Raw genomic sequence first — 18,665 nt, forward strand, 5'->3', positions numbered from 1 at the left:
CCGCCGCTCTCAAGAGAAGCAAGCTTCTCTCTACCGCTCGACTTGCATGTGTTAGGCCTGCCGCCAGCGTTCAATCTGAGCCATGATCAAACTCTTCAGTTCAAACATCTTTGGGTTTTTAAGAAACCCTAAACCTGGCTCAGCAATCGTTGGTTACATCTTTGATTTCTCGCGGAGTAACTTGTGATGCTGATAATCTTGTTGACTATCAGTCTGACTCCACAAGCACCCACACGAATTGCTTGATTCAGTTGTTAAAGAGCGATTGGTTAAGATCTTTCGTCTCAACCGAGGCGCGCATTCTACAGCAGCCTCATTTGCTGTCAAGTGATTATTTTCAGAAGTTTTCGAAGAATTCTTCAACAACTTCAACCACTTGCGCTTCCGATCTCTCGTTAGCGGGAGGCGAATTCTACAGCGTTACACGCTGCTGTCAACACCTCTTTTTCTCCGCTTTCGACCGAGAAGATCGAAACGTTAATAGAGCCAAACAACACTGCTCTACCAACTCCTTCTGGACTTCGATGAACTGAAGCAACTCACTGTCGAATCTCGCATAACTCTTTGTTTACCAAGGAGTTTTCCGTTTCGACTGCGCCGGAAGTGGGGCGAATTATAGACTTCCAGAATCTGCCGTCAACACCTTTTTTCACATTTCTGTCATATCGGTCAAAAACCCCGCAAAAACGCGAAAGCCGGCCCCAGGGGCCGGCTTTCAGCGCTCGACTTACAAGCTCGGGAACGCGAACTGCGACGCTTCATGGCTGGCCCGTTGCGGCCAACGCTGGGTGATCGCCTTGCGACGCGTATAGAAACGCACCCCATCCGGCCCATAAGCATGCAAGTCACCAAACAGCGAACGCTTCCAACCACCGAAGCTGTGATACGCCACCGGCACCGGTAAAGGTACGTTCACGCCGACCATGCCCACTTCAATTTCGTCACAGAACAGCCGCGCAGCCTCGCCGTCACGCGTGAAGATGCACGTACCGTTGCCGTACTCGTGATCGTTGATCAGTTGCATCGCCGCTTCCAGGCTATTCACCCGAACCACACACAGCACCGGCCCGAAGATTTCTTCTTTATAGATACGCATCTCCGGCGTCACGCGATCAAACAAGCTGCCGCCCAGGAAGAAACCCTGCTCATGCCCTGCAACACTCAAACCACGACCGTCGACCACCAGCTCGGCACCCGCCGCTACACCGTCTTCTATATAGCCACTGACTTTATCTCGCGCCTGCCCCGTCACCAGTGGCCCCATGTCCAGACCACAAGAGGTGCCTGCGCCGATCTTCAGCGCTTTGACCTGCGGCACCAATTTGGCGATCAACGCATCCGCCACCTGGTCCCCCACGCACACCGCCACCGAAATCGCCATGCAGCGCTCACCGCACGAACCATACGCTGCGCCCATCAAGGCACTGACCGCATTGTCCAGGTCTGCATCCGGCATCAGTACCGCATGGTTCTTCGCCCCGCCCAACGCCTGCACGCGTTTGCCACGCTTGGTCGCTTCGGCGTAGATGTATTCGGCAATCGGCGTTGAGCCGACAAAGCTCAGCGCTTTCACTTGCGGCGCTTCGATCAACGCATCCACCGCGCCCTTGTCGCCGTGCACCACACTCAGCACGCCTTTAGGCAAACCGGCTTCTTGCAGCAACTGCGCAATCAGCAGCGTGGAACTTGGGTCACGCTCCGAAGGCTTGAGGATGAAACAGTTACCGCAAACAATCGCCAGCGGGTACATCCACAGCGGCACCATCGCCGGGAAGTTGAACGGGGTAATGCCCGCCACCACACCCAGCGGCTGGAAGTCCGACCAGGCATCAATGTTTGGCCCGACGTTACGGCTGTACTCGCCTTTTAAAATTTCCGGCGCGGAGCACGCGTACTCAACGTTCTCGATCCCGCGCTTCAATTCGCCCGCGGCGTCTTCCAACGTCTTGCCATGCTCTTCGCTGATCAATTGCGAGATACGCGCTTCGTTCTGCTCCAGCAATTGCTTGAAACGGAACATCACTTGGGCACGCTTGGCCGGCGGAGTATTACGCCAGACCGGGAACGCCGCCTTGGCCGCGTCGATAGCACGTTGAATGGTTTCACGGCTGGCCAGCGGCACCTGGTGAATCACCTGGCCAGTGGACGGGTTATACACGTCGGCCGTGCGACCGTTTTCGGTGACCATCTCGCCATTGATCAAATGCTGGATAAGGCTCATGCAGGGCTCCTGAAAAGTTGTTCTATATAGAAGGAGAAATCAGTCGATCTTGTGCAGCACTTCGCCGACCGCGTCGAACAGGCGATCCAGGTCCTGCGGCTTGCTGTTAAAGGTTGGCCCGAACTGCAAGGTGTCGCCGCCAAAACGCACGTAAAAACCGGCCTTCCACAACGCTATGCCAGCCTCGAAGGGACGCACGATGGCATCACCGTCACGCGGGGCAATCTGGATCGCGCCGGCCAAACCATAGTTTCGGATGTCGAGCACATTTTTGGAGCCCTTCAGCGCGTGCAGTGCATTCTCAAAGTGCGGGGCCACATCGGCCACGCTCTGCACCAGGTTTTCTTTCTGCAACAGGTCCAATGCCGCCAGGCCAGCCGCGCACGCGACCGGGTGCGCCGAGTAGGTGTAGCCGTGAGGGAATTCCACCGCGTACTCAGGCGTCGCCTGGTTCATGAAGGTCTGGTAGATCTCGCTGCTGGCAATCACCGCGCCCATTGGGATCGCGCCGTTGGTGATTTGCTTGGCGATGCACATCAGGTCTGGGGTGACGCCGAAGCTGTCGGCACCGAACATCGAGCCGGTGCGGCCGAAACCGGTGATCACTTCGTCAAACACCAACAGGATATTGTGCTGGTCGCAGATTTCACGCAGGCGTTTCAGGTAACCCTGTGGCGGCACCAGCACGCCGGCAGAACCCGCCATCGGCTCGACGAACACCGCCGCGATGTTGGATGCGTCATGCAGCTCGATCAGCTTGAGCAACTCATCGGCCAAGGCGACACCGCCCTGTTCCGGCATGCCACGCGAGAAGGCATTACAGGCCAGCAAGGTGTGCGGCAGGTGGTCGACATCCATCAGGCCCTGACCGAACAACTTACGGTTGCCGTTGACGCCGCCCAGGCTGGTACCGGCGATGTTGACGCCATGGTAGCCACGCGCGCGGCCGATCATTTTGGTCTTGGTCGCCTGGCCTTTCAGGCGCCAATAGGCACGCACCATCTTCACCGCGGTGTCGGCGCACTCGGAGCCGGAGTCGGTGAAAAACACGTGATTGAGGTTGCCTGGGGTCAGGTCGGTAATCTTTTCCGCCAGTTGAAACGACAACGGATGACCGTATTGGAAGCCCGGGGAGTAGTCCAGGGTGCCCAGTTGCCTGGAGACCGCAGCCTGAATTTCCTTGCGCGTGTGCCCGGCGCCGCAGGTCCACAGGCCCGACAACGAGTCGTACACCTTGCGGCCCTTGTCATCGGTTAACCAACTGCCTTCGGCGGCCACGATCAGGCGCGGGTCACGCTGGAAGCTGCGGTTAGCGGTGTAGGGCATCCAATGCGCATCCAACTTCAATTGGCTGGCCAGGGACGATGGTGCGGTTTCGGGCATGTTCATCAGCAAAACCTCGCGGGGCAAAAGGCAGCGGCGGGAATAAAAAAGCGTAGTTGCAGCTAAATTGCCACGCGGATAAAGTCGATGAAATGCAACTCTTCTAACCTTCAGTCAGGCCTTGACTAAACTATGAGCAGCCGTCGCCCCGACCCGTTGGCGCAAGTCAGCGACTTTGATATTCGTCTGTTGCGCATTTTTCGCAGCGTGGTGGAATGCGGCGGCTTCTCGGCGGCGGAAGCCGTGCTCGGCATCGGGCGTTCGGCCATCAGCCAGCAGATGGGTGACCTCGAGCAACGCTTGGGCCTGCGCCTGTGCCAGCGCGGGCGCGCCGGGTTCTCGCTGACCGAGGAAGGCCGCGAGGTCTACCAGTCGGCACTTCAGCTACTAAGTGCACTGGAAAGTTTTCGCACCGAGGTCAATGGCCTGCACCAGCACCTGCGCGGCGAGTTGATCATCGGTCTCACCGACAACCTCGTCACGCTGCCGCATATGCGCATCACCCACGCCCTGGCGCAGTTAAAGGAACGCGGCCCGGACGTGCAAATCCAGATACGCATGATTGCGCCCAACGAAGTCGAACAAGGCGTACTCGACGGCGGCCTGCATGTTGGCGTGGTGCCCCAGGCCAGCGCGTTGTCCGGCCTGGAATATCAGCCGTTGTACAGCGAACGCTCACTGCTCTATTGCGCGGTCGGCCACCCGCTGTTTTACGCCGACGATAAGCAGTTGGACGACACCCGCGTCGACAGCCAGGACGCCATCGCGCCGACCTTTCGCCTGCCCGCCGAGGTCCAGGCGCACTACCAGGCGCTCAATTGCACCGCCAGCGCGTCGGACCGTGAAGGCATGGCGTTTCTGATTCTGACTGGCCGTTACATCGGCTACCTGCCCGACCACTACGCCAGCCTGTGGGTGCAACAAGGCCGACTGCGCGCGCTGAAACCGGCTACGCGTTTTTACGATTTGAGCCTCGCATCGGTCACGCGCAAGGGCCGTCGCCCTCATTTGGTGCTGGAGAGCTTTCTCGAAAGCCTGGCGTCAACGCGCTAGCACGGGGCTCTCACAAAAACTTGAGCAACTGGACAGCTTTTTGCAAGGCACCACGCACCTTGAATTGTCCGCCTCGAGTTTGCCCGCCATGCCACCAGAATCTTCCAGCCCCAGCGACCTGATCTACGGCCTCAACGACCGACCAAAACCGATCCCCGCGGTATTGGCCGCGTTGCAACATGTACTGGCGGCATTCGTCGGCATCATCACCCCGCCGTTGATCATCGGCTCTACGCTGGGCCTCACTGCCCATCTGCCCTACTTGATCAGCATGGCGCTGATGGTCTCCGGCGTCGGCACGTTCATCCAGGCGCGCAGGCCGTTTGGTATCGGTGCCGGGATGATCTGCCTGCAAGGCACCAGCTTTGCGTTTCTTGGGGCGGTATTGTCAGCGGGCTTTCTGGTGAAGCAACGCGGTGGCAGCCCGGAAGACATCATGGCGATGATCTTTGGCGTGTGCTTTTTCGGCGCGGCAGTACAAATCGTGTTGAGCCGCTTTATCGGGCAACTGCGCCGGGTGATTACGCCGTTGGTCACCGGCATTGTGATCACGCTGATTGGTATCAGCCTGATCAAAGTCGGCATCACCGACCTCGGCGGCGGTTTTAATGCGCCCGACTTTGGCGCGCCGATCAACCTGGCGCTGGGCCTGTTCGTGGTGCTGACCATTATCCTGCTTAACCGCTCGAATACCCCGTGGGTGCGCCTCTCGGCCATCATCATCGGCCTGGCGTTGGGCAGCCTCGCGGCGTGGTTCAGCGGCAAACTGGTGCCCCAGGCGCTGCCCGATCTGCCATTGATCAGCCTGCCGATACCGTTTCGTTTTGGTTTCAGCTTCGACTGGAGCGCCTTCCTGCCGATCGCACTGATTTACCTGATCAGCAGCATCGAAACCGTCGGCGACCTGACGGCCAACTGCATGATCGCGCGCCAGCCCATCAGCGGCGCTTCTTATATAAGCCGGCTCAAGGGCGGCGTTCTCGGCGATGGCGTCAGTTGCATGATCGCCGCCACCTTCAGCGCCTTCCCCAACACCACCTTCGCGCAGAACAACGGTGTGATCCAACTCACCGGCGTGGCCAGCCGTTATGTCGGCCTGTATATCGGCGTGCTGCTGTTTTGCCTCGGTTTGTTTCCGTTGATCGGCGCCGTGCTGCAGCAAATCCCCAAACCGGTATTGGGCGGCGCTACGTTGGTGATGTTCGGCAGCGTGGCCGCGGCCGGTGTGCGCATCCTCGCCCAAGCGCCGCTGGACCGGCGCAGCATGCTGATCATCGCCACCTCGTTCGGCGTCGGCCTGGGCATTGCCGCGCAACCGAACTTATTGCATTTGATGCCAAGCCTGGTGCAGAACCTGTTCGACTCCGCCATCACCAGCGGCGGCATCACTGCCATCGTGTTGTGCCTGTTACTGCCTGAAACCAAAACCAGCGCCGCTGCCGCAAATCACGCGGCGGAAAGCGACACACTGGAACCGCTTTAACGGTTTTATTGCATCGGGACTTGTCTGAGGCTTGAGGGTGAGTTATCTGTGCACACGTCGTCTCTATCGATCAGCACGGAAACCTCACATGAGCCTCGAAGTTCCTGCCCACAGCAACCACGCCGGTAAACCCGCCAGCCGCATTCGGCAAAAGAACGAACAAGCGATTCTGCAGGCTGCTGAAGACGAGTTCGCGCGCCACGGTTACAAAGGCACCAGCATGAACACCATTGCTGCGAGTGCCGGGCTGCCCAAGGCCAACTTGCACTACTACTTCACCAACAAGCTCGGCCTGTATATCGCCGTGCTCAGTAATATCCTCGAACTGTGGGACAGCACCTTCAACGCGCTGACCGCCGAGGACGACCCGGCCGTGGCGCTCACCCGCTACATCCGCACCAAGATGGAGTTTTCGCGGCGCCAGCCGCAGGCCTCGCGGATCTTCGCGATGGAGATCATCAGCGGTGGCGAATGCCTCACCGAATATTTCAGCCAGGACTACCGCGCCTGGTTCAGTGGGCGCGCGGCGGTGTTTCAAGCCTGGATCGACGCCGGCAAGATGGACCCGATAGACCCCGTACACCTGATATTCCTGCTGTGGGGCAGCACCCAGCACTACGCCGATTTCGCCACCCAGATCTGCCGCGTCACCGGTCGCACCAAGCTGACCAAACAGGACATGGACGACGCCGGCAGCAACCTGATCCACATCATTCTCAAAGGCTGTGGCATCAAGCCAGCCCTCTAAACGAAGCGACTTATGCCTTTCACGCTCACCGGCCTTTGCGAATTTCGTGAAGAAATACGCAAAAGCCGCTTCATCACCCTCGCCGCGCCGATCACCAGCCCGCAAGACGCCCAAGCGTTTTTCGAGCAACACAGCGACCTCAACGCCACGCACAATTGCTGGGCCTGGAAGCTGGCCGAGCAGTACCGCAGCAACGACGATGGCGAACCCGGCGGCACGGCCGGGCGACCGATCCTTGCGGCCATCGAAGCGCAGGGGTTTGATCAAGTCGCGGTGCTGGTGATTCGCTGGTACGGCGGCATTCAACTTGGCACCGGCGGTTTGGCCCGCGCCTACGGCGGCGGCGCAAATAAATGTCTGCAAAATGCCGAGCGCATCGAGCTGATCAGCCGCGTGCCACTGAGCTGCGCCTGCGCGTTCGCCGAACTGAACCTGCTGAAACTGCGCGTTGCCGAACTCGGCGGGCTGGTGGTGGAAGAAACCTTCACCGCCAATGGCGTCGACCTCCAGCTTGCGCTGGGCGAGGCCCACATCGACACGCTGCAAACCCAACTGGCCGACCTCAGCCGTGGGCGTATCCTGTTGCAACGCTGAAGCTGCTATGGTTGTACGCTGCTCTCCCCTGAACTGCGACTCTAAAGGAAGCCCTTCATGTCTACGCCAAAAACCGCACTGATCATCGGCGCCTCGCGCGGGCTGGGCCTCGGCCTGGTCAAGCAATTGCTCCAGGACGGCTGGGACGTGACCGCCACGGTGCGTGATCCGAGCAAGGCCGACGCGCTCAAAGCCGCCGGTAATGTACACATCGAGAAGTTGGACATGGACGATCAGCAAGCCGTGATCGCCTTGAGCCAGCGCCTCAAAGAACACACCTTCGACCTGCTGTTCGTTAACGCCGGCGTCAAAGGCCCGGCCAACCAGGAACCTGGCCACGCCACTTTGGCGGAGGTCGGCCAACTGTTTTTCACCAACGCCGTTGCGCCGATCAACCTGGCCCAGCGTTTTGTCGGGCAGATCCGCAAAGACAGTGGCGTACTCGCTTTCATGAGTTCGGTGCTGGGCAGCGTGACCATCCCGGACGGCGCCGACCTGGCGCTGTACAAGGCCAGCAAGGCCGCGCTCAACTCCATGACCAATAGCTTTATCACCCAACTCGGCGGGCAAAAACTCACGGTGCTGTCGTTGCACCCGGGCTGGGTCAAAACCGACATGGGCGGCGAAAACGCCAGCATCGACGTCGAGACCAGCGTGCGCGGCCTGATCGATCAGGTTAACGCCTACACCGGTAAAGGCGGCCATCACTTTGTGGACTACAAAGGCGACACCATCGCCTGGTAAAAAAGGTGGGAGGGGCTTGCTCCCTCCCGCTAAACTACCCACCTCGCCCGCAACGGCGACCCTGGATCAGCAGACAGGGCAACACTGAGCTGGCAAACCTGAACCCATCATTCAGAGGAGCCGGCCCATGCCTGCGACCCGTATCTGGTTAAAAACCCCCCTCGCAATTTTCACTGCCAATGGCCTCGACGCGCGTGGTGGCCTGGTGCTGCAAGACGCGGTGATCACCGAGGTACTTGCCTTGGGACAACAACCCGCACAGCCCTGTGCGCAGGTGTTCGATGCGCGTGAGCATGTAATCCTGCCCGGTTTGATCAACACGCATCACCACTTCTACCAAACCCTGACGCGCGCCTGGGCGCCGGTGGTTAACCAGCCGCTATTTCCCTGGCTGAAAACCCTGTACCCGGTGTGGGCCAGGCTGACACCGGAAAAACTCGCGCTCGCGTCCAAAGTCGCCTTGGCTGAACTGCTGCTCTCTGGCTGCACCACGGCGGCGGATCACCACTACCTGTTTCCCGACGGCCTGGAAAACGCCATCGACGTGCAAGTTCACAGCGTGCGCGAGTTGGGCATGCGCGCCATGCTCACGCGCGGCTCGATGAGTTTGGGCGAAGCCGATGGCGGCCTGCCGCCGCAGCAAACCGTGCAACAAGGCCAAGTGATTCTCGACGACAGCCAACGCCTGATCCGCACCTACCACGAGCGTGGCGACGGCGCGCACATCCAGATTGCGCTCGCGCCCTGCTCACCGTTTTCGGTGACGCCGGAAATCATGCGAGCCAGCGCCGAACTGGCCGACAACCTCGACGTGCGCCTGCACACGCACCTGGCGGAAACACTGGACGAAGAAGACTTCTGCCTGCAGCGCTTCGGCCTGCGCACCGTTGACTACCTCGACAGCGTCGGCTGGCTCGGCCCGCGCACTTGGCTCGCACACGGGATTCATTTCAACCCGGATGAAATCGCCCGCCTGGGCGCCGCCGGCACGGGTATTTGCCATTGCCCAAGTTCAAACATGCGCCTGGCTTCCGGCATCTGCCCAACCCTCGACCTGCTCGCGGCCGGTGCGCCGATCGGCTTGGGCGTCGACGGCTCCGCCTCCAACGACGCGTCGAACATGATCCTTGAAGCGCGCCAGGCCCTGTACATACAGCGCCTGCGTTATGGCGCAGAAAAAATCACCCCCGAAGGTGTACTTGGCTGGGCGACTAAAGGCTCGGCGCAATTGCTCGGTCGTACCGATATTGGTGAGTTGGCGGTAGGCAAACAAGCTGACTTGGCGCTGTTCAAGCTCGACGAGCTACGCTTTTCCGGCAGCCACGATCCGATTTCAGCGCTACTGCTGTGCGGCGCCGACCGCGCGGACCGGGTGATGGTGGCAGGCAAGTGGCGCGTGATCGACGGCCAGATCGAAGGCCTCGACCTCAAAGGCCTGATCGCCGATCACAGCCAGGCGGCGCGCCAACTGATCACCGGAAGCTAAGCCCAACAAAGATCAACTGTGGGAGCGGGCTTGCTCGCGATTGCAGTGTGTCAGATAAGTATTTTTCAACTGACACACCGCCATCGGGAGCAAGCCCCCTCCCACAGAAAGCGCCCTTGATCTGCTTCAACCACTCAGGTCGGCTTTCAGGCCGCCGTGCTCTTGCTTTTGATCTGAGAAGCGCCCCGTTAAACCACGCTGGCCGCCCGCAGGCTTCCGGATCTATCAAAAGTGACTCGCTGTAAGAGCGAAACCGATACAAGTCATCACCCAAAGAACGGATATATACGAAAATCCAAAGAACACATCGAACACGCTTGCTGCGCAACAGCGCTACATCAAAGATGCAGTAGCGCCTCCCACATGTGTTGAGCGCTTACAGCCCAAGCAGCGACAGCATGATAAACGTCGCAAACAACACAAAATGCGTCATGCCTTCAATAGCGTTCGTTTCGCCATCGTTGAGGTTGATAGCGCTGACGATCAGCGTGATAAACACCATCACCGTTTGCACCGGCGTCATCGCCATCTGGAACGGCTGGCCCGTATAAAGCGCCATGGCTTCCATCACCGGCACGGTCAGGATCACCGTCGACAACGACGCGCCCAAGGCGATGTTCACCACCGATTGCATGCGGTTGGCCAACGCTGCGCGCAATGCGGTCAAAATCTCCGGCGCCGCCGAAATGGCCGCCACCACAATCGCCGTAATCACCGGCGGTGCGCCTGTGCCTTCAAGGCCCAAGTCGAGGGTTTTGGACATCACTTCGGCCAGCGCGCCGATCACCACCACGCCAAACACCAGTGTACCAATCGAGAACGCCAGGTTGACCGGCGCTTCCTCTTGTTGTTCTTCGGGCTGCTTCTTGCGGCGTTTTTCCGGGTAGCTGTAGCTGAAGAAATAACTGTGCGGCCCCACCTGCATGCGCAGGAACAAGGTGTAGAGCACCACCATCGCGCCGATGGTGAAGGCCGAGTAAATTTTCCAGTCGGCTTCGGGGATAAATTCCGGCACCACCATCGACACACCCATGGCGGTGAGGATCATCACGCTGTAGGTACGCGCCGAATCATCGTTGTAGGACTGTTCGCCATGCTTGATGCCGCCCATCAGCGCGGCGAGGCCGAGAATGCCGTTAATGTCGAGCATTACCGCCGAATAAATCGTGTCGCGCACCAACGTCGGCGAAGGCTCGTTGCTCATCATGATCGCCAGGATCACCACTTCCACCAGCACCGCAGCCAGCGTCAGGATCATGGTGCCGTAGGGGTCGCCGACTTTTTCCGCCAATTGTTCGGCATGGTGAGCCACGCGCATCGACGCCATAACGATAAAGCCAATCAGCGCTAAACCGGCGAGCAACGCCACCATCTGCCCGCTGTGCAGCATAAAATGCTCCAGCGGGTAGGCGGCGATGGCGGCAATCAGCGCCAGCAGCATGTATTTTTCTTGCTTGAGGGATGTGAGCATTCCGGGCCTTATTGAACGGTGAATCAGTCATTGATGGTGTACAGACTGCATCACGCCGCTAACGTTTCGTTACATCTTGGTTCGCACGGCCCTTGCGTGAATAAAGCCAAAACTCTCCTGCTGGTCAGGTTTTGCCGATTATTTCGGCCATGGCCTGTAGAATGCCGCCATTGCACCTGATGAGAATTTAGACATGTACGATTGGCTCAACGCCCTGCCCAAGGCTGAATTGCACCTGCACCTGGAGGGCTCGCTGGAGCCTGAGTTGATGTTCGCCCTGGCCGAACGCAACAAGATTGCGCTGCCGTGGAACGACGTCGAAACCCTGCGCAAGGCCTACGCCTTCAACAACCTGCAGGAATTTCTCGACCTGTATTACAAGGGCGCCGATGTGTTGCGCACCTCTCAGGACTTCTACGACCTGACCTGGGCCTACCTGCTGCGCTGCAAGGCTCAGAACGTGATCCACACCGAGCCGTTCTTCGACCCGCAAACCCACACCGACCGTGGTGTGCCGTTCGAAGTGGTGCTTAACGGCATCGCCGCCGCACTTAAAGATGGCGAACAGCAACTGGGCATCACCAGCGGTTTGATCCTGAGCTTCCTGCGCCACTTGAGCGAAGCCGAGGCCGAAAAAACCCTCGACCAGGCGCTGCCGTTCCGTGACGCGTTTGTGGCCGTGGGCCTCGACAGTTCAGAAATGGGCCACCCGCCGAGCAAGTTCCAGCGCGTGTTCGACCGTGCCCGCCACGAAGGCTTCCTCACCGTCGCCCACGCGGGCGAAGAAGGCCCGCCCGAGTACATTTGGGAAGCCATCGACCTGCTGAAAATCCAGCGCATCGACCATGGCGTGCGCGCCATTGAAGATGAGCGCCTGATGCAGCGGATCATCGACGAACAGATCCCGCTGACCGTGTGCCCGCTGTCCAACACCAAACTCTGCGTGTTCGACGACATGGCCCAGCACAACATCCTCGACATGCTTGAGCGTGGCGTGAAGGTGACCGTGAACTCGGATGACCCGGCGTACTTCGGCGGCTATGTGACCGAGAACTTCCACGCGCTGTACACCTCCCTGGGCATGACCCAGGACCAGGCCAAACGCCTGGCGCAAAACAGCCTGGATGCGCGGTTGGTAAAGCCGTGACAGGTTAAACACAGCCCCATTAAACACAGACCAAAAATGTGGGAGCCATCTGGCTCCCACAGTTGTTTTGTGTTGGCGGTTAGCGTTCGGTGAGTTCTTCCAGGGTTTTGCCTTTGGTCTCCATCCCGAATAACCACACCACCAGTGCCGCGATTGCAAAACACAGCGCGCCCAAGGCAAACACGCCGCCCTGCCCGGTTATCGGGAACACCAAACCGGTGACCAACGGCCCGAGCAACGACCCTACCCGGCCAATCGCCGAAGCAAACCCGGAACCGGTGGCCCGCGCCGAGGTGGGGTACAACTCGGGCGTGTAGGTGTAGAGCACCGCCCACATGCCAAACAAAAGAACTGCATCAACAGCCCCGAAGTAATCAACAGCGCCACGTTGCCGCCAAACACTGCACTCTGCCCATACAGAAACGCCATCACCCCACCGCCCAGCAACGTCACGATACACACCGGTTTACGCCCCCAGCGTTCCACCAGCCAAGCCGCCATCAAGAAGCCTGGAATCCCGCCGAGTGAAATGATGACCGTGTAATACACCGACTGAGTCACGGCAAACCCCGACTGCTGCAACAACGCACTTAGCCACGAGGTCAGCCCGTAGAAGCCGAGTAACGCAAAAAACCACACGCTCCAGATCATCATCGTTCGCTGGCGGTACTGCGCCGACCACAACTGCTGAAACGCCGAGAAAAAAGTCCCCGGCACACTTTCAACCCGTGGCATTGCCACCGGTTCGGGCAAGTCTGCGCGCCCCAGTGAATCGCGCACTTTTTGCTCAATGCCCTGCAACACCTTATCCGCCTCGGCATGCCGCCCCGCCTGTTCAAGCCAGCGCGGCGACTCCGGGATAAAAAACCGAATCGCCAACACAAACACTGCCGGCACTGCCAACACCAAAAAGATGTCACGCCAACCGATCACCGGCAGCAAAAAGTACGACAGCACACCCGCCGCGACAAAACCCAACGGCCAAAAACCGTCCATCAAGGCGATATAACGCCCGCGCCCCTTGGCCGGAATCAGCTCCGACAGCATCGACTGCGTGATCGGAAACTCCATGCCCATGCCGATTCCCAACAAGATGCGAAATAGCGTCAGCGTCTCCAGCGTTTGCGCCGTGGAACACAGGTAACTGGCGATGCCCCACAACACGATGCTCCATTGGAATACCGGCTTGCGACCAAAACGATCCGCCAGCATTCCGGACAACGAAGCACCGAGCACCATGCCAAAAAAACTCGAACTGGCGAGCAAACCGGCCTGGGCCGTGCTCAGGCCGAACTCGGTTTTGATCGAGCCCAACAGAAAGGTCATCATCGCCAAGTCCATGGAGTCGAACAAAAACGCCAGGGCGATGATGATAAAAATGATTCGGTGGTAACCGCTGATGGGCAACCGTTCCAGCCGTTCCGCTGCGCTATAGCCCTGCATACCCATGCCGCACCCCCTGTGTGAAAAACCCCTCGGTGAGTGTGCGGCATCGTTTTCGCTGGTTATTGCTGGATGCGACCTGACTGAAACTCTGAACGACGCTGAGCGCCTAGGCCGCAGCCAATTGGTTGATGCGCGCAAGCCCGCTGTCGGTGACCAGCAAGGCACGCGACTCGCTGACCACGCTGATCCAGCCGGACTGCAAAAAAAGTTGCAACAGCCCCGCGCCCAATGCGCCGCCCAAGTGCGGTTGCTGCTGGCTCCAGTCAAAACAGTCGCAGGCAACCGGCGCGGCCAACGCATGGGTAAAAATGCCCACCCCTGCCAGGCGTTTCACCCCTGCAACGGTAACGCCGGTACGCAGTTCATGCCGGTCGATCCAGCCTGCGGCGATCAACCGCTGGTACAGCCCGGCGGCCACCTCACCGCCCAAGTGGCCGTGGCATAAGCGGGCTCGCCGCAACGGCGCTGGCGCCAGCAAGGGCGGCGCTAACACATGCGGCATGCTGCGCGCGGCACTGGCAACGGTGGTGTTGGCCAACGCGTCGATGGCGGTACTGACATCGGTCGCCGCCACGCGAAACAGCCGCTTGCCACGCAGCGCCTCAATGCGCAGCAAACCGCCTGCGGTGAGCCTGGATAAATGCGCGATTGTCGATGCCGACGACAACCCGGCCAGCGTCGCCAACTCCTCTGCAGACTTGGCCGAGCCGTCCATCAAGGCCCAGAGTATGGCGGCGCGTTTGGGCTCGCAGAGCAAGCTGGCGATCTGACTGATGCACGGTGCTGATTCCATGTATTCACTCCTTGTTAAATCATTTATCTGCTGCGGTTGGAACCAAAGTATAGGGGCGCAAACCCTCGATTCCGCGGCGTCTGACAGCGCAGAAAGGGACAGCACCTGAGTGAAATTTCCGGCTTTTGTGCAAGCTATTGCGCAGTGTTCAATCGCCCCGGCCATTGCGCCGTCAAATTCGCACAGCGGGACACGAGCATTTCGCGCAGCAAGTTGATCGGCTTGCTCAGTTGCGCGCGGTGCGCGCACAGCAGATTCAGCGGCGTATGCTCGCCGCGCAGTTCCGGCAGAATCACGCGCAAGCGCCCGGCCAGCACGTCGCAGCTCACATCCAGCCAGGATTTGTAGGCGATACCGACACCCGCCACCGCCCAGCGGCGCACCACGTCGGCGTCGTCACTGAAACGGTCACCGCTGACCGTCAGGCTGACTTCGCGCTTGCCGTCGTGAAAAGCCCAGTGGTCATGCACGCGGCTGCCGAGCATATACAGCAGGCAATTGTGCTGGGCCAATTGCTCCAAATGCCGCGGTTCGCCATACCGGGCAAGGTAGCTGGGGGCGGCGCACAGCACGCGCACATTGTGTGGCGCGATAGGCAGCGCGATCAGGCTGGAGTCTTCGGGCTCGCCGTAACGCAGGGCGATGTCTACCGGCTGGCGGAACAGGTCGGCGATTCGGTCGCCCAGCAGCAGGCGTACGCTCAGTTGCGGGTACTCACGCTGGAACTCATCCAACCATGGCAACAGCTGGTTACGCCCCAAATCCGACGGCGCCGACAGTTGCAGCACGCCGCTGACGTGGTCCTGGCCACTGGCCAATAAGCGCCGCCCCTCGTCCAGCGAGCTTAACGCGGCACGCGCGTACTCCAAAAAGCCCTCACCTTCGGCGGTCAGGCGCAGGCTGCGGGTGGAGCGTGCCAGCAGGCGCGCGCCGAGTTGCTGCTCGATGCGTTTCAGGGCCGCGCTGGCCACCGCAGGCGACAGGTCCATGACCCGCGCAGCGGCCGACAAGCTGCCCAAGTCGGCCGCGCGCACAAACAACTGCAAATCATCAAAACGCAGCATGCATCCGCCTCATTATCAAAATTCCATTGAAACAGACTGCTGTTTTAGCGGCTTTTATCTTCACGGGAAATAGCCAATTATCTGCCCATCCCGTTCATTACGTGTCAGGAGTTGAATATGCCCACTGCGTTTAACGTTATCGCCACGCTGATCGCCAAATCCGGCCAACACGCCACGCTGGAACCCATGCTGCGTGAACTGCTGGAGCCGACCCGGGTTGAACCCGGTTGCGAGCAATACGACCTGTACCAAGATCTGAAACACCCCGAGACCTTTTACATGCTCGAACGCTGGAGCGACGACGCGGCGCTGGCCGACCACGACCAAAGCGCGCATATCCTGAGTTTCCGCGCCAAGGCCGCCGACGTGCTTGAACACGTCGACATCAAGCGCCTGAACTTCCTCGCCTGATCATCGCCCTTTTCCCGGAGCCCTCATGAAAGCTATTGCCTACTACGCCTCATTACCGATCACCGACGCAAAATCCCTGCAAGATATTCAACTGCCCGAGCCGGTCGCTGGCCCGCGCGACCTGCTGGTGGAAGTCAAAGCCATCTCGGTCAACCCGGTGGACACCAAAGTGCGCCACAACGTGGCCCCGGAAAATGGCGACGCCAAGGTACTGGGTTGGGACGTGGCCGGTGTGGTCAAGGCGGTCGGCAGTGACGTGACACTGTTCAACGTCGGCGACAAGGTCTACTACGCAGGTTCCCTGGTGCGCCCCGGTGGCAACAGCGAACTGCACACGGTGGATGAACGCATCGTCGGCCATATGCCCAAGAGCCTGAGCTTCAGCGACGCCGCCGCGCTGCCGCTGACCGCCATCACCGCCTGGGAATTGCTGTTCGAGCGCCTGCAAGTGCGTGAAGGCAAAGAGGACGAGGGCCAGAGCTTGCTGATCGTCGGCGCCGCCGGCGGTGTGGGCTCGATCCTGACCCAATTGGCCAGCCAATTGACTGCGCTGAAAGTCATCGGCACCGCCTCGCGCCCCGAAACCCAGGCATGGGCCAAGGCACTCGGCGCCGACCTGGTGATTGACCACAGCCAACCGTTGAGCGAAGCGCTGAAAGCGGCGGGCCACCCCCAAGTCACCCACGTTGCCAGCTTGACCCAGACCGACCATCACTTGAGCCAATTGGTGGAAGCCCTGGAACCTCAAGGCAAACTGGCGCTGATCGACGATCCCAAAGCGCTGGATGTCAGCTCACTCAAGCGCAAGAGCCTGTCGTTGCACTGGGAGTTCATGTACACGCGCTCGATGTTCGAGACGCCGGACATGATCGAACAGCACCACCTGCTCAACCGGGTAGCGGAACTGATCGACGCCGGCACCTTGAAAACCACGGTAGGCGAGCACTTCGGTGTGATCAACGCAGAAAACCTGCGCCGCGCCCACGCGCTGCTGGAGAGCGGCAAGGCCAAGGGCAAGATCGTGTTGGAAGGGTTCTAAAAAACGGCTGTCAGTGTCGTCTGTTATTGCTGTGGGTAATGGACGACACCGCTAGTCAGAGAGTTGATCTTTGTAATATGTGTGAACGCGTACGGGTTTATATTGGCCGCCTTTGCCACGATTCTTTTACGTAAGGAAGTCAGCAATGAAAATCCTGATAAAAGCGTTAGCAAAATCCCCCGGCGCCAAATGGCAGGTGCGTCTCGACGGCGACGCGTTCACCTTCCGCAGCGAGGCCGAGGCCCGCGCCTTCGCCGACACCCTGCAAGCACGTATCCAGGCGCCCCACCGTTTCCCGCTTGGCCAGCAGCGCTCCGCCGCTGGCTGACCAGCCCTTCAGACCTGCGCTTGCGCGGCCCTCGCCCGTTGCAGGCGCTGGGTCGACACGGCCACCGTCACCGCCAACACACCGCACAGGCTGATGACCATTGCCATCGGCATCGCCGTGCCGTCGTGCAACACGCCGACCAATGACGCCGCCCCGGCCGCCACACCGAACTGAATGCAGCCGAGCAATGCCGAGGCACTGCCGGCGCGAGCACCTTGCCCGCTCATGGCGCAAGCCGAGGTATTCGGCAAAATACAGCCCAAACTGGCGATGCAAATAAACAGCGGCACCAGCAATGGCCACAGCGCGTCGGTGCGCAAGGCGGTGACACCGAGCAGCGTCAACGCCGCCAGCACATACACCCACACCGTGCGCGAGAGCAAAAACGCCGGGCCGCGTTTAGCCAGCAACCGCGCGTTCAACTGCGCCACCAAAATAAAGCCCGCAGCGTTGGAGCCAAATACCCAGCCGTAATGCTCGGCGGGCACGCCATACAGTTTGATGAAGACGAACGGTGAACCGGCGATGTAGGCAAACATCCCGGCAATCGAGATGCCACCGGTCAGCGCGTAACCGAGGTATACCCGGTCCGAGAGCAGCCCGGCATAGCGGCGCAGCGAGCCGGACAAAGGCTGGCGCGGCTTGTCGGCCGGGAACGTTTCGGGCAACCCGACCGCCACCGCGATAGCCGCCAGCACGCTGAACATCGACAACGCCAGGAAAATCGACTGCCAGCCCCACAACCCGACCATCACCCCGCCCGCCAGCGGCGCGAGGATCGGCGCCAGGCCGGTCACCAGCATCAGTTGCGAATACACCTTGGCCGAGCCCACCGCATCACATTTATCGCTGACCACTGCCCGCGAAATCACCATACCCGCACAACCGCCCAGCGCTTGCACAAAACGCGCGCCGATCAGCCACTCCAACGACGGCGCGTAGGCGCAGGCAAAGGACGCCAGCGTAAACAGGACCACACCGCTGAGCAGCGGGCCGCGCCGACCAAAGCGGTCGGCCAGCGGGCCGTAGACCAATTGGCCAATCGCCAGGCCGCCGAAATACACCGCGAGGGTCAACTGGATATGTTTTTCGTCGGTTGCAAAGGCCGTCGCCATGGCCGGGAAGCCTGGCAGATAAAAGTCGATCGCCAGCGGCGCAAAAGCGCTCAAGGCGCCCAGAATCAGGATTATGCGGAGGTTCATCAGACACCCAAGTGAGTCGGCAGCCCGACAGTCTAGCCGCGCTTGGGTGCCG

At 60.0% G+C, this 18,665-nt stretch carries 16 protein-coding genes, 1 rRNA gene and 1 pseudogene; 10 read left to right on the forward strand and 8 right to left on the reverse strand.

All coding sequences use genetic code 11. From position 1 onward, the window contains the following. The 3 genes from AO240_RS20190 to AO240_RS20205 form a co-directional block, all read right to left on the reverse strand. Positions 1-102 (reverse strand): 16S ribosomal RNA (locus AO240_RS20190); the annotation flags it as partial. A 625-nt stretch (positions 103-727) separates the two neighbouring features. Beyond that, on the reverse strand, positions 728-2,221 hold the full coding sequence (locus tag AO240_RS20200) for a CoA-acylating methylmalonate-semialdehyde dehydrogenase (protein ID WP_099238671.1): 1,494 nt from the start codon (positions 2,219-2,221) through the stop codon (positions 728-730). A gap of 39 nt (positions 2,222-2,260) precedes the next feature. Then, on the reverse strand, positions 2,261-3,610 hold the full coding sequence (locus AO240_RS20205) for an aspartate aminotransferase family protein (RefSeq protein WP_099238673.1): 1,350 nt from the start codon (positions 3,608-3,610) through the stop codon (positions 2,261-2,263). A 126-nt stretch (positions 3,611-3,736) separates the two neighbouring features. Here AO240_RS20205 and AO240_RS20210 point away from each other — a divergent pair, with 126 nt between their 5' ends. The 6 genes from AO240_RS20210 to AO240_RS20235 all read left to right on the forward strand — a co-directional run bounded on the left by AO240_RS20210 (position 3,737) and on the right by AO240_RS20235 (position 9,712). Continuing rightward, a complete protein-coding gene (locus tag AO240_RS20210; RefSeq protein WP_058415646.1) occupies positions 3,737-4,657 on the forward strand; it encodes a LysR family transcriptional regulator in 921 nt (306 codons plus the stop codon). 88 nt (positions 4,658-4,745) lie between these two features. Then, the gene (locus AO240_RS20215) at positions 4,746-6,140 is read left to right on the forward strand and encodes a uracil-xanthine permease family protein (RefSeq protein WP_099238732.1); all 1,395 of its coding nucleotides are present in this window, start codon (positions 4,746-4,748) and stop codon (positions 6,138-6,140) included. An 88-nt stretch (positions 6,141-6,228) separates the two neighbouring features. Beyond that, positions 6,229-6,888, forward strand: a complete 660-nt coding sequence (locus tag AO240_RS20220; protein WP_058415645.1) for a TetR/AcrR family transcriptional regulator — start codon at positions 6,229-6,231, stop codon at positions 6,886-6,888. Between the two features lie 12 nt (positions 6,889-6,900). After that, a complete protein-coding gene (locus tag AO240_RS20225; RefSeq protein WP_099238675.1) occupies positions 6,901-7,482 on the forward strand; it encodes a YigZ family protein in 582 nt (193 codons plus the stop codon). Positions 7,483-7,539: 57 nt separating this feature from the next. Further along, the gene (locus tag AO240_RS20230; protein ID WP_099238677.1) at positions 7,540-8,226 is read left to right on the forward strand and encodes an SDR family oxidoreductase; all 687 of its coding nucleotides are present in this window, start codon (positions 7,540-7,542) and stop codon (positions 8,224-8,226) included. A 127-nt stretch (positions 8,227-8,353) separates the two neighbouring features. Beyond that, positions 8,354-9,712 (forward strand): 8-oxoguanine deaminase, encoded by a 1,359-nt coding sequence (locus AO240_RS20235; protein ID WP_099238679.1) that lies wholly within the window; start codon positions 8,354-8,356, stop codon positions 9,710-9,712. Positions 9,713-10,088: 376 nt separating this feature from the next. Here the strand turns inward: AO240_RS20235 and AO240_RS20240 are convergent, their stop codons facing one another. Continuing rightward, a complete protein-coding gene (locus AO240_RS20240) occupies positions 10,089-11,183 on the reverse strand; it encodes a calcium:proton antiporter (RefSeq protein ID WP_099238681.1) in 1,095 nt (364 codons plus the stop codon). 193 nt (positions 11,184-11,376) lie between these two features. On the opposite strand from AO240_RS20240, the gene AO240_RS20245 reads away from it, so the two are divergent. Then, positions 11,377-12,330, forward strand: coding sequence for an adenosine deaminase (locus AO240_RS20245; RefSeq protein WP_099238683.1), 954 nt, complete (start codon positions 11,377-11,379; stop codon positions 12,328-12,330). Between the two features lie 79 nt (positions 12,331-12,409). Here AO240_RS20245 and AO240_RS20250 read toward each other — a convergent pair. From AO240_RS20250 to AO240_RS20260, 3 genes and pseudogenes are all read right to left on the reverse strand, one after another. Further along, positions 12,410-13,779, reverse strand: a pseudogene (locus AO240_RS20250) (MFS transporter). A gap of 103 nt (positions 13,780-13,882) precedes the next feature. After that, complete coding sequence (locus AO240_RS20255) at positions 13,883-14,569, reverse strand: helix-turn-helix transcriptional regulator (protein WP_099238685.1); 687 nt, start codon at positions 14,567-14,569, stop codon at positions 13,883-13,885. 134 nt (positions 14,570-14,703) lie between these two features. Continuing rightward, on the reverse strand, positions 14,704-15,633 hold the full coding sequence (locus AO240_RS20260; protein ID WP_058414630.1) for a LysR family transcriptional regulator: 930 nt from the start codon (positions 15,631-15,633) through the stop codon (positions 14,704-14,706). Positions 15,634-15,750: 117 nt separating this feature from the next. Between AO240_RS20260 and AO240_RS20265 the strand changes: the two genes are divergently transcribed. From AO240_RS20265 to AO240_RS20275, 3 genes are all read left to right on the forward strand, one after another. Further along, the gene (locus tag AO240_RS20265) at positions 15,751-16,044 is read left to right on the forward strand and encodes a putative quinol monooxygenase (RefSeq protein WP_099238687.1); all 294 of its coding nucleotides are present in this window, start codon (positions 15,751-15,753) and stop codon (positions 16,042-16,044) included. A gap of 25 nt (positions 16,045-16,069) precedes the next feature. Then, entirely contained in the window at positions 16,070-17,083 is a 1,014-nt protein-coding gene (locus AO240_RS20270) for a zinc-binding alcohol dehydrogenase family protein (RefSeq protein WP_099238689.1), read from the forward strand. Between the two features lie 145 nt (positions 17,084-17,228). Beyond that, positions 17,229-17,411 (forward strand): hypothetical protein, encoded by a 183-nt coding sequence (locus tag AO240_RS20275; RefSeq protein ID WP_058414633.1) that lies wholly within the window; start codon positions 17,229-17,231, stop codon positions 17,409-17,411. 8 nt (positions 17,412-17,419) lie between these two features. Here the strand turns inward: AO240_RS20275 and AO240_RS20280 are convergent, their stop codons facing one another. Further along, entirely contained in the window at positions 17,420-18,613 is a 1,194-nt protein-coding gene (locus tag AO240_RS20280; RefSeq protein WP_099238691.1) for a multidrug effflux MFS transporter, read from the reverse strand. Positions 18,614-18,665: the final 52 nt, after the last annotated feature.

Source organism: Pseudomonas sp. ICMP 460, from assembly GCF_002723595.1.
GTDB classification, from domain to species: domain Bacteria; phylum Pseudomonadota; class Gammaproteobacteria; order Pseudomonadales; family Pseudomonadaceae; genus Aquipseudomonas; species Aquipseudomonas kitaguniensis.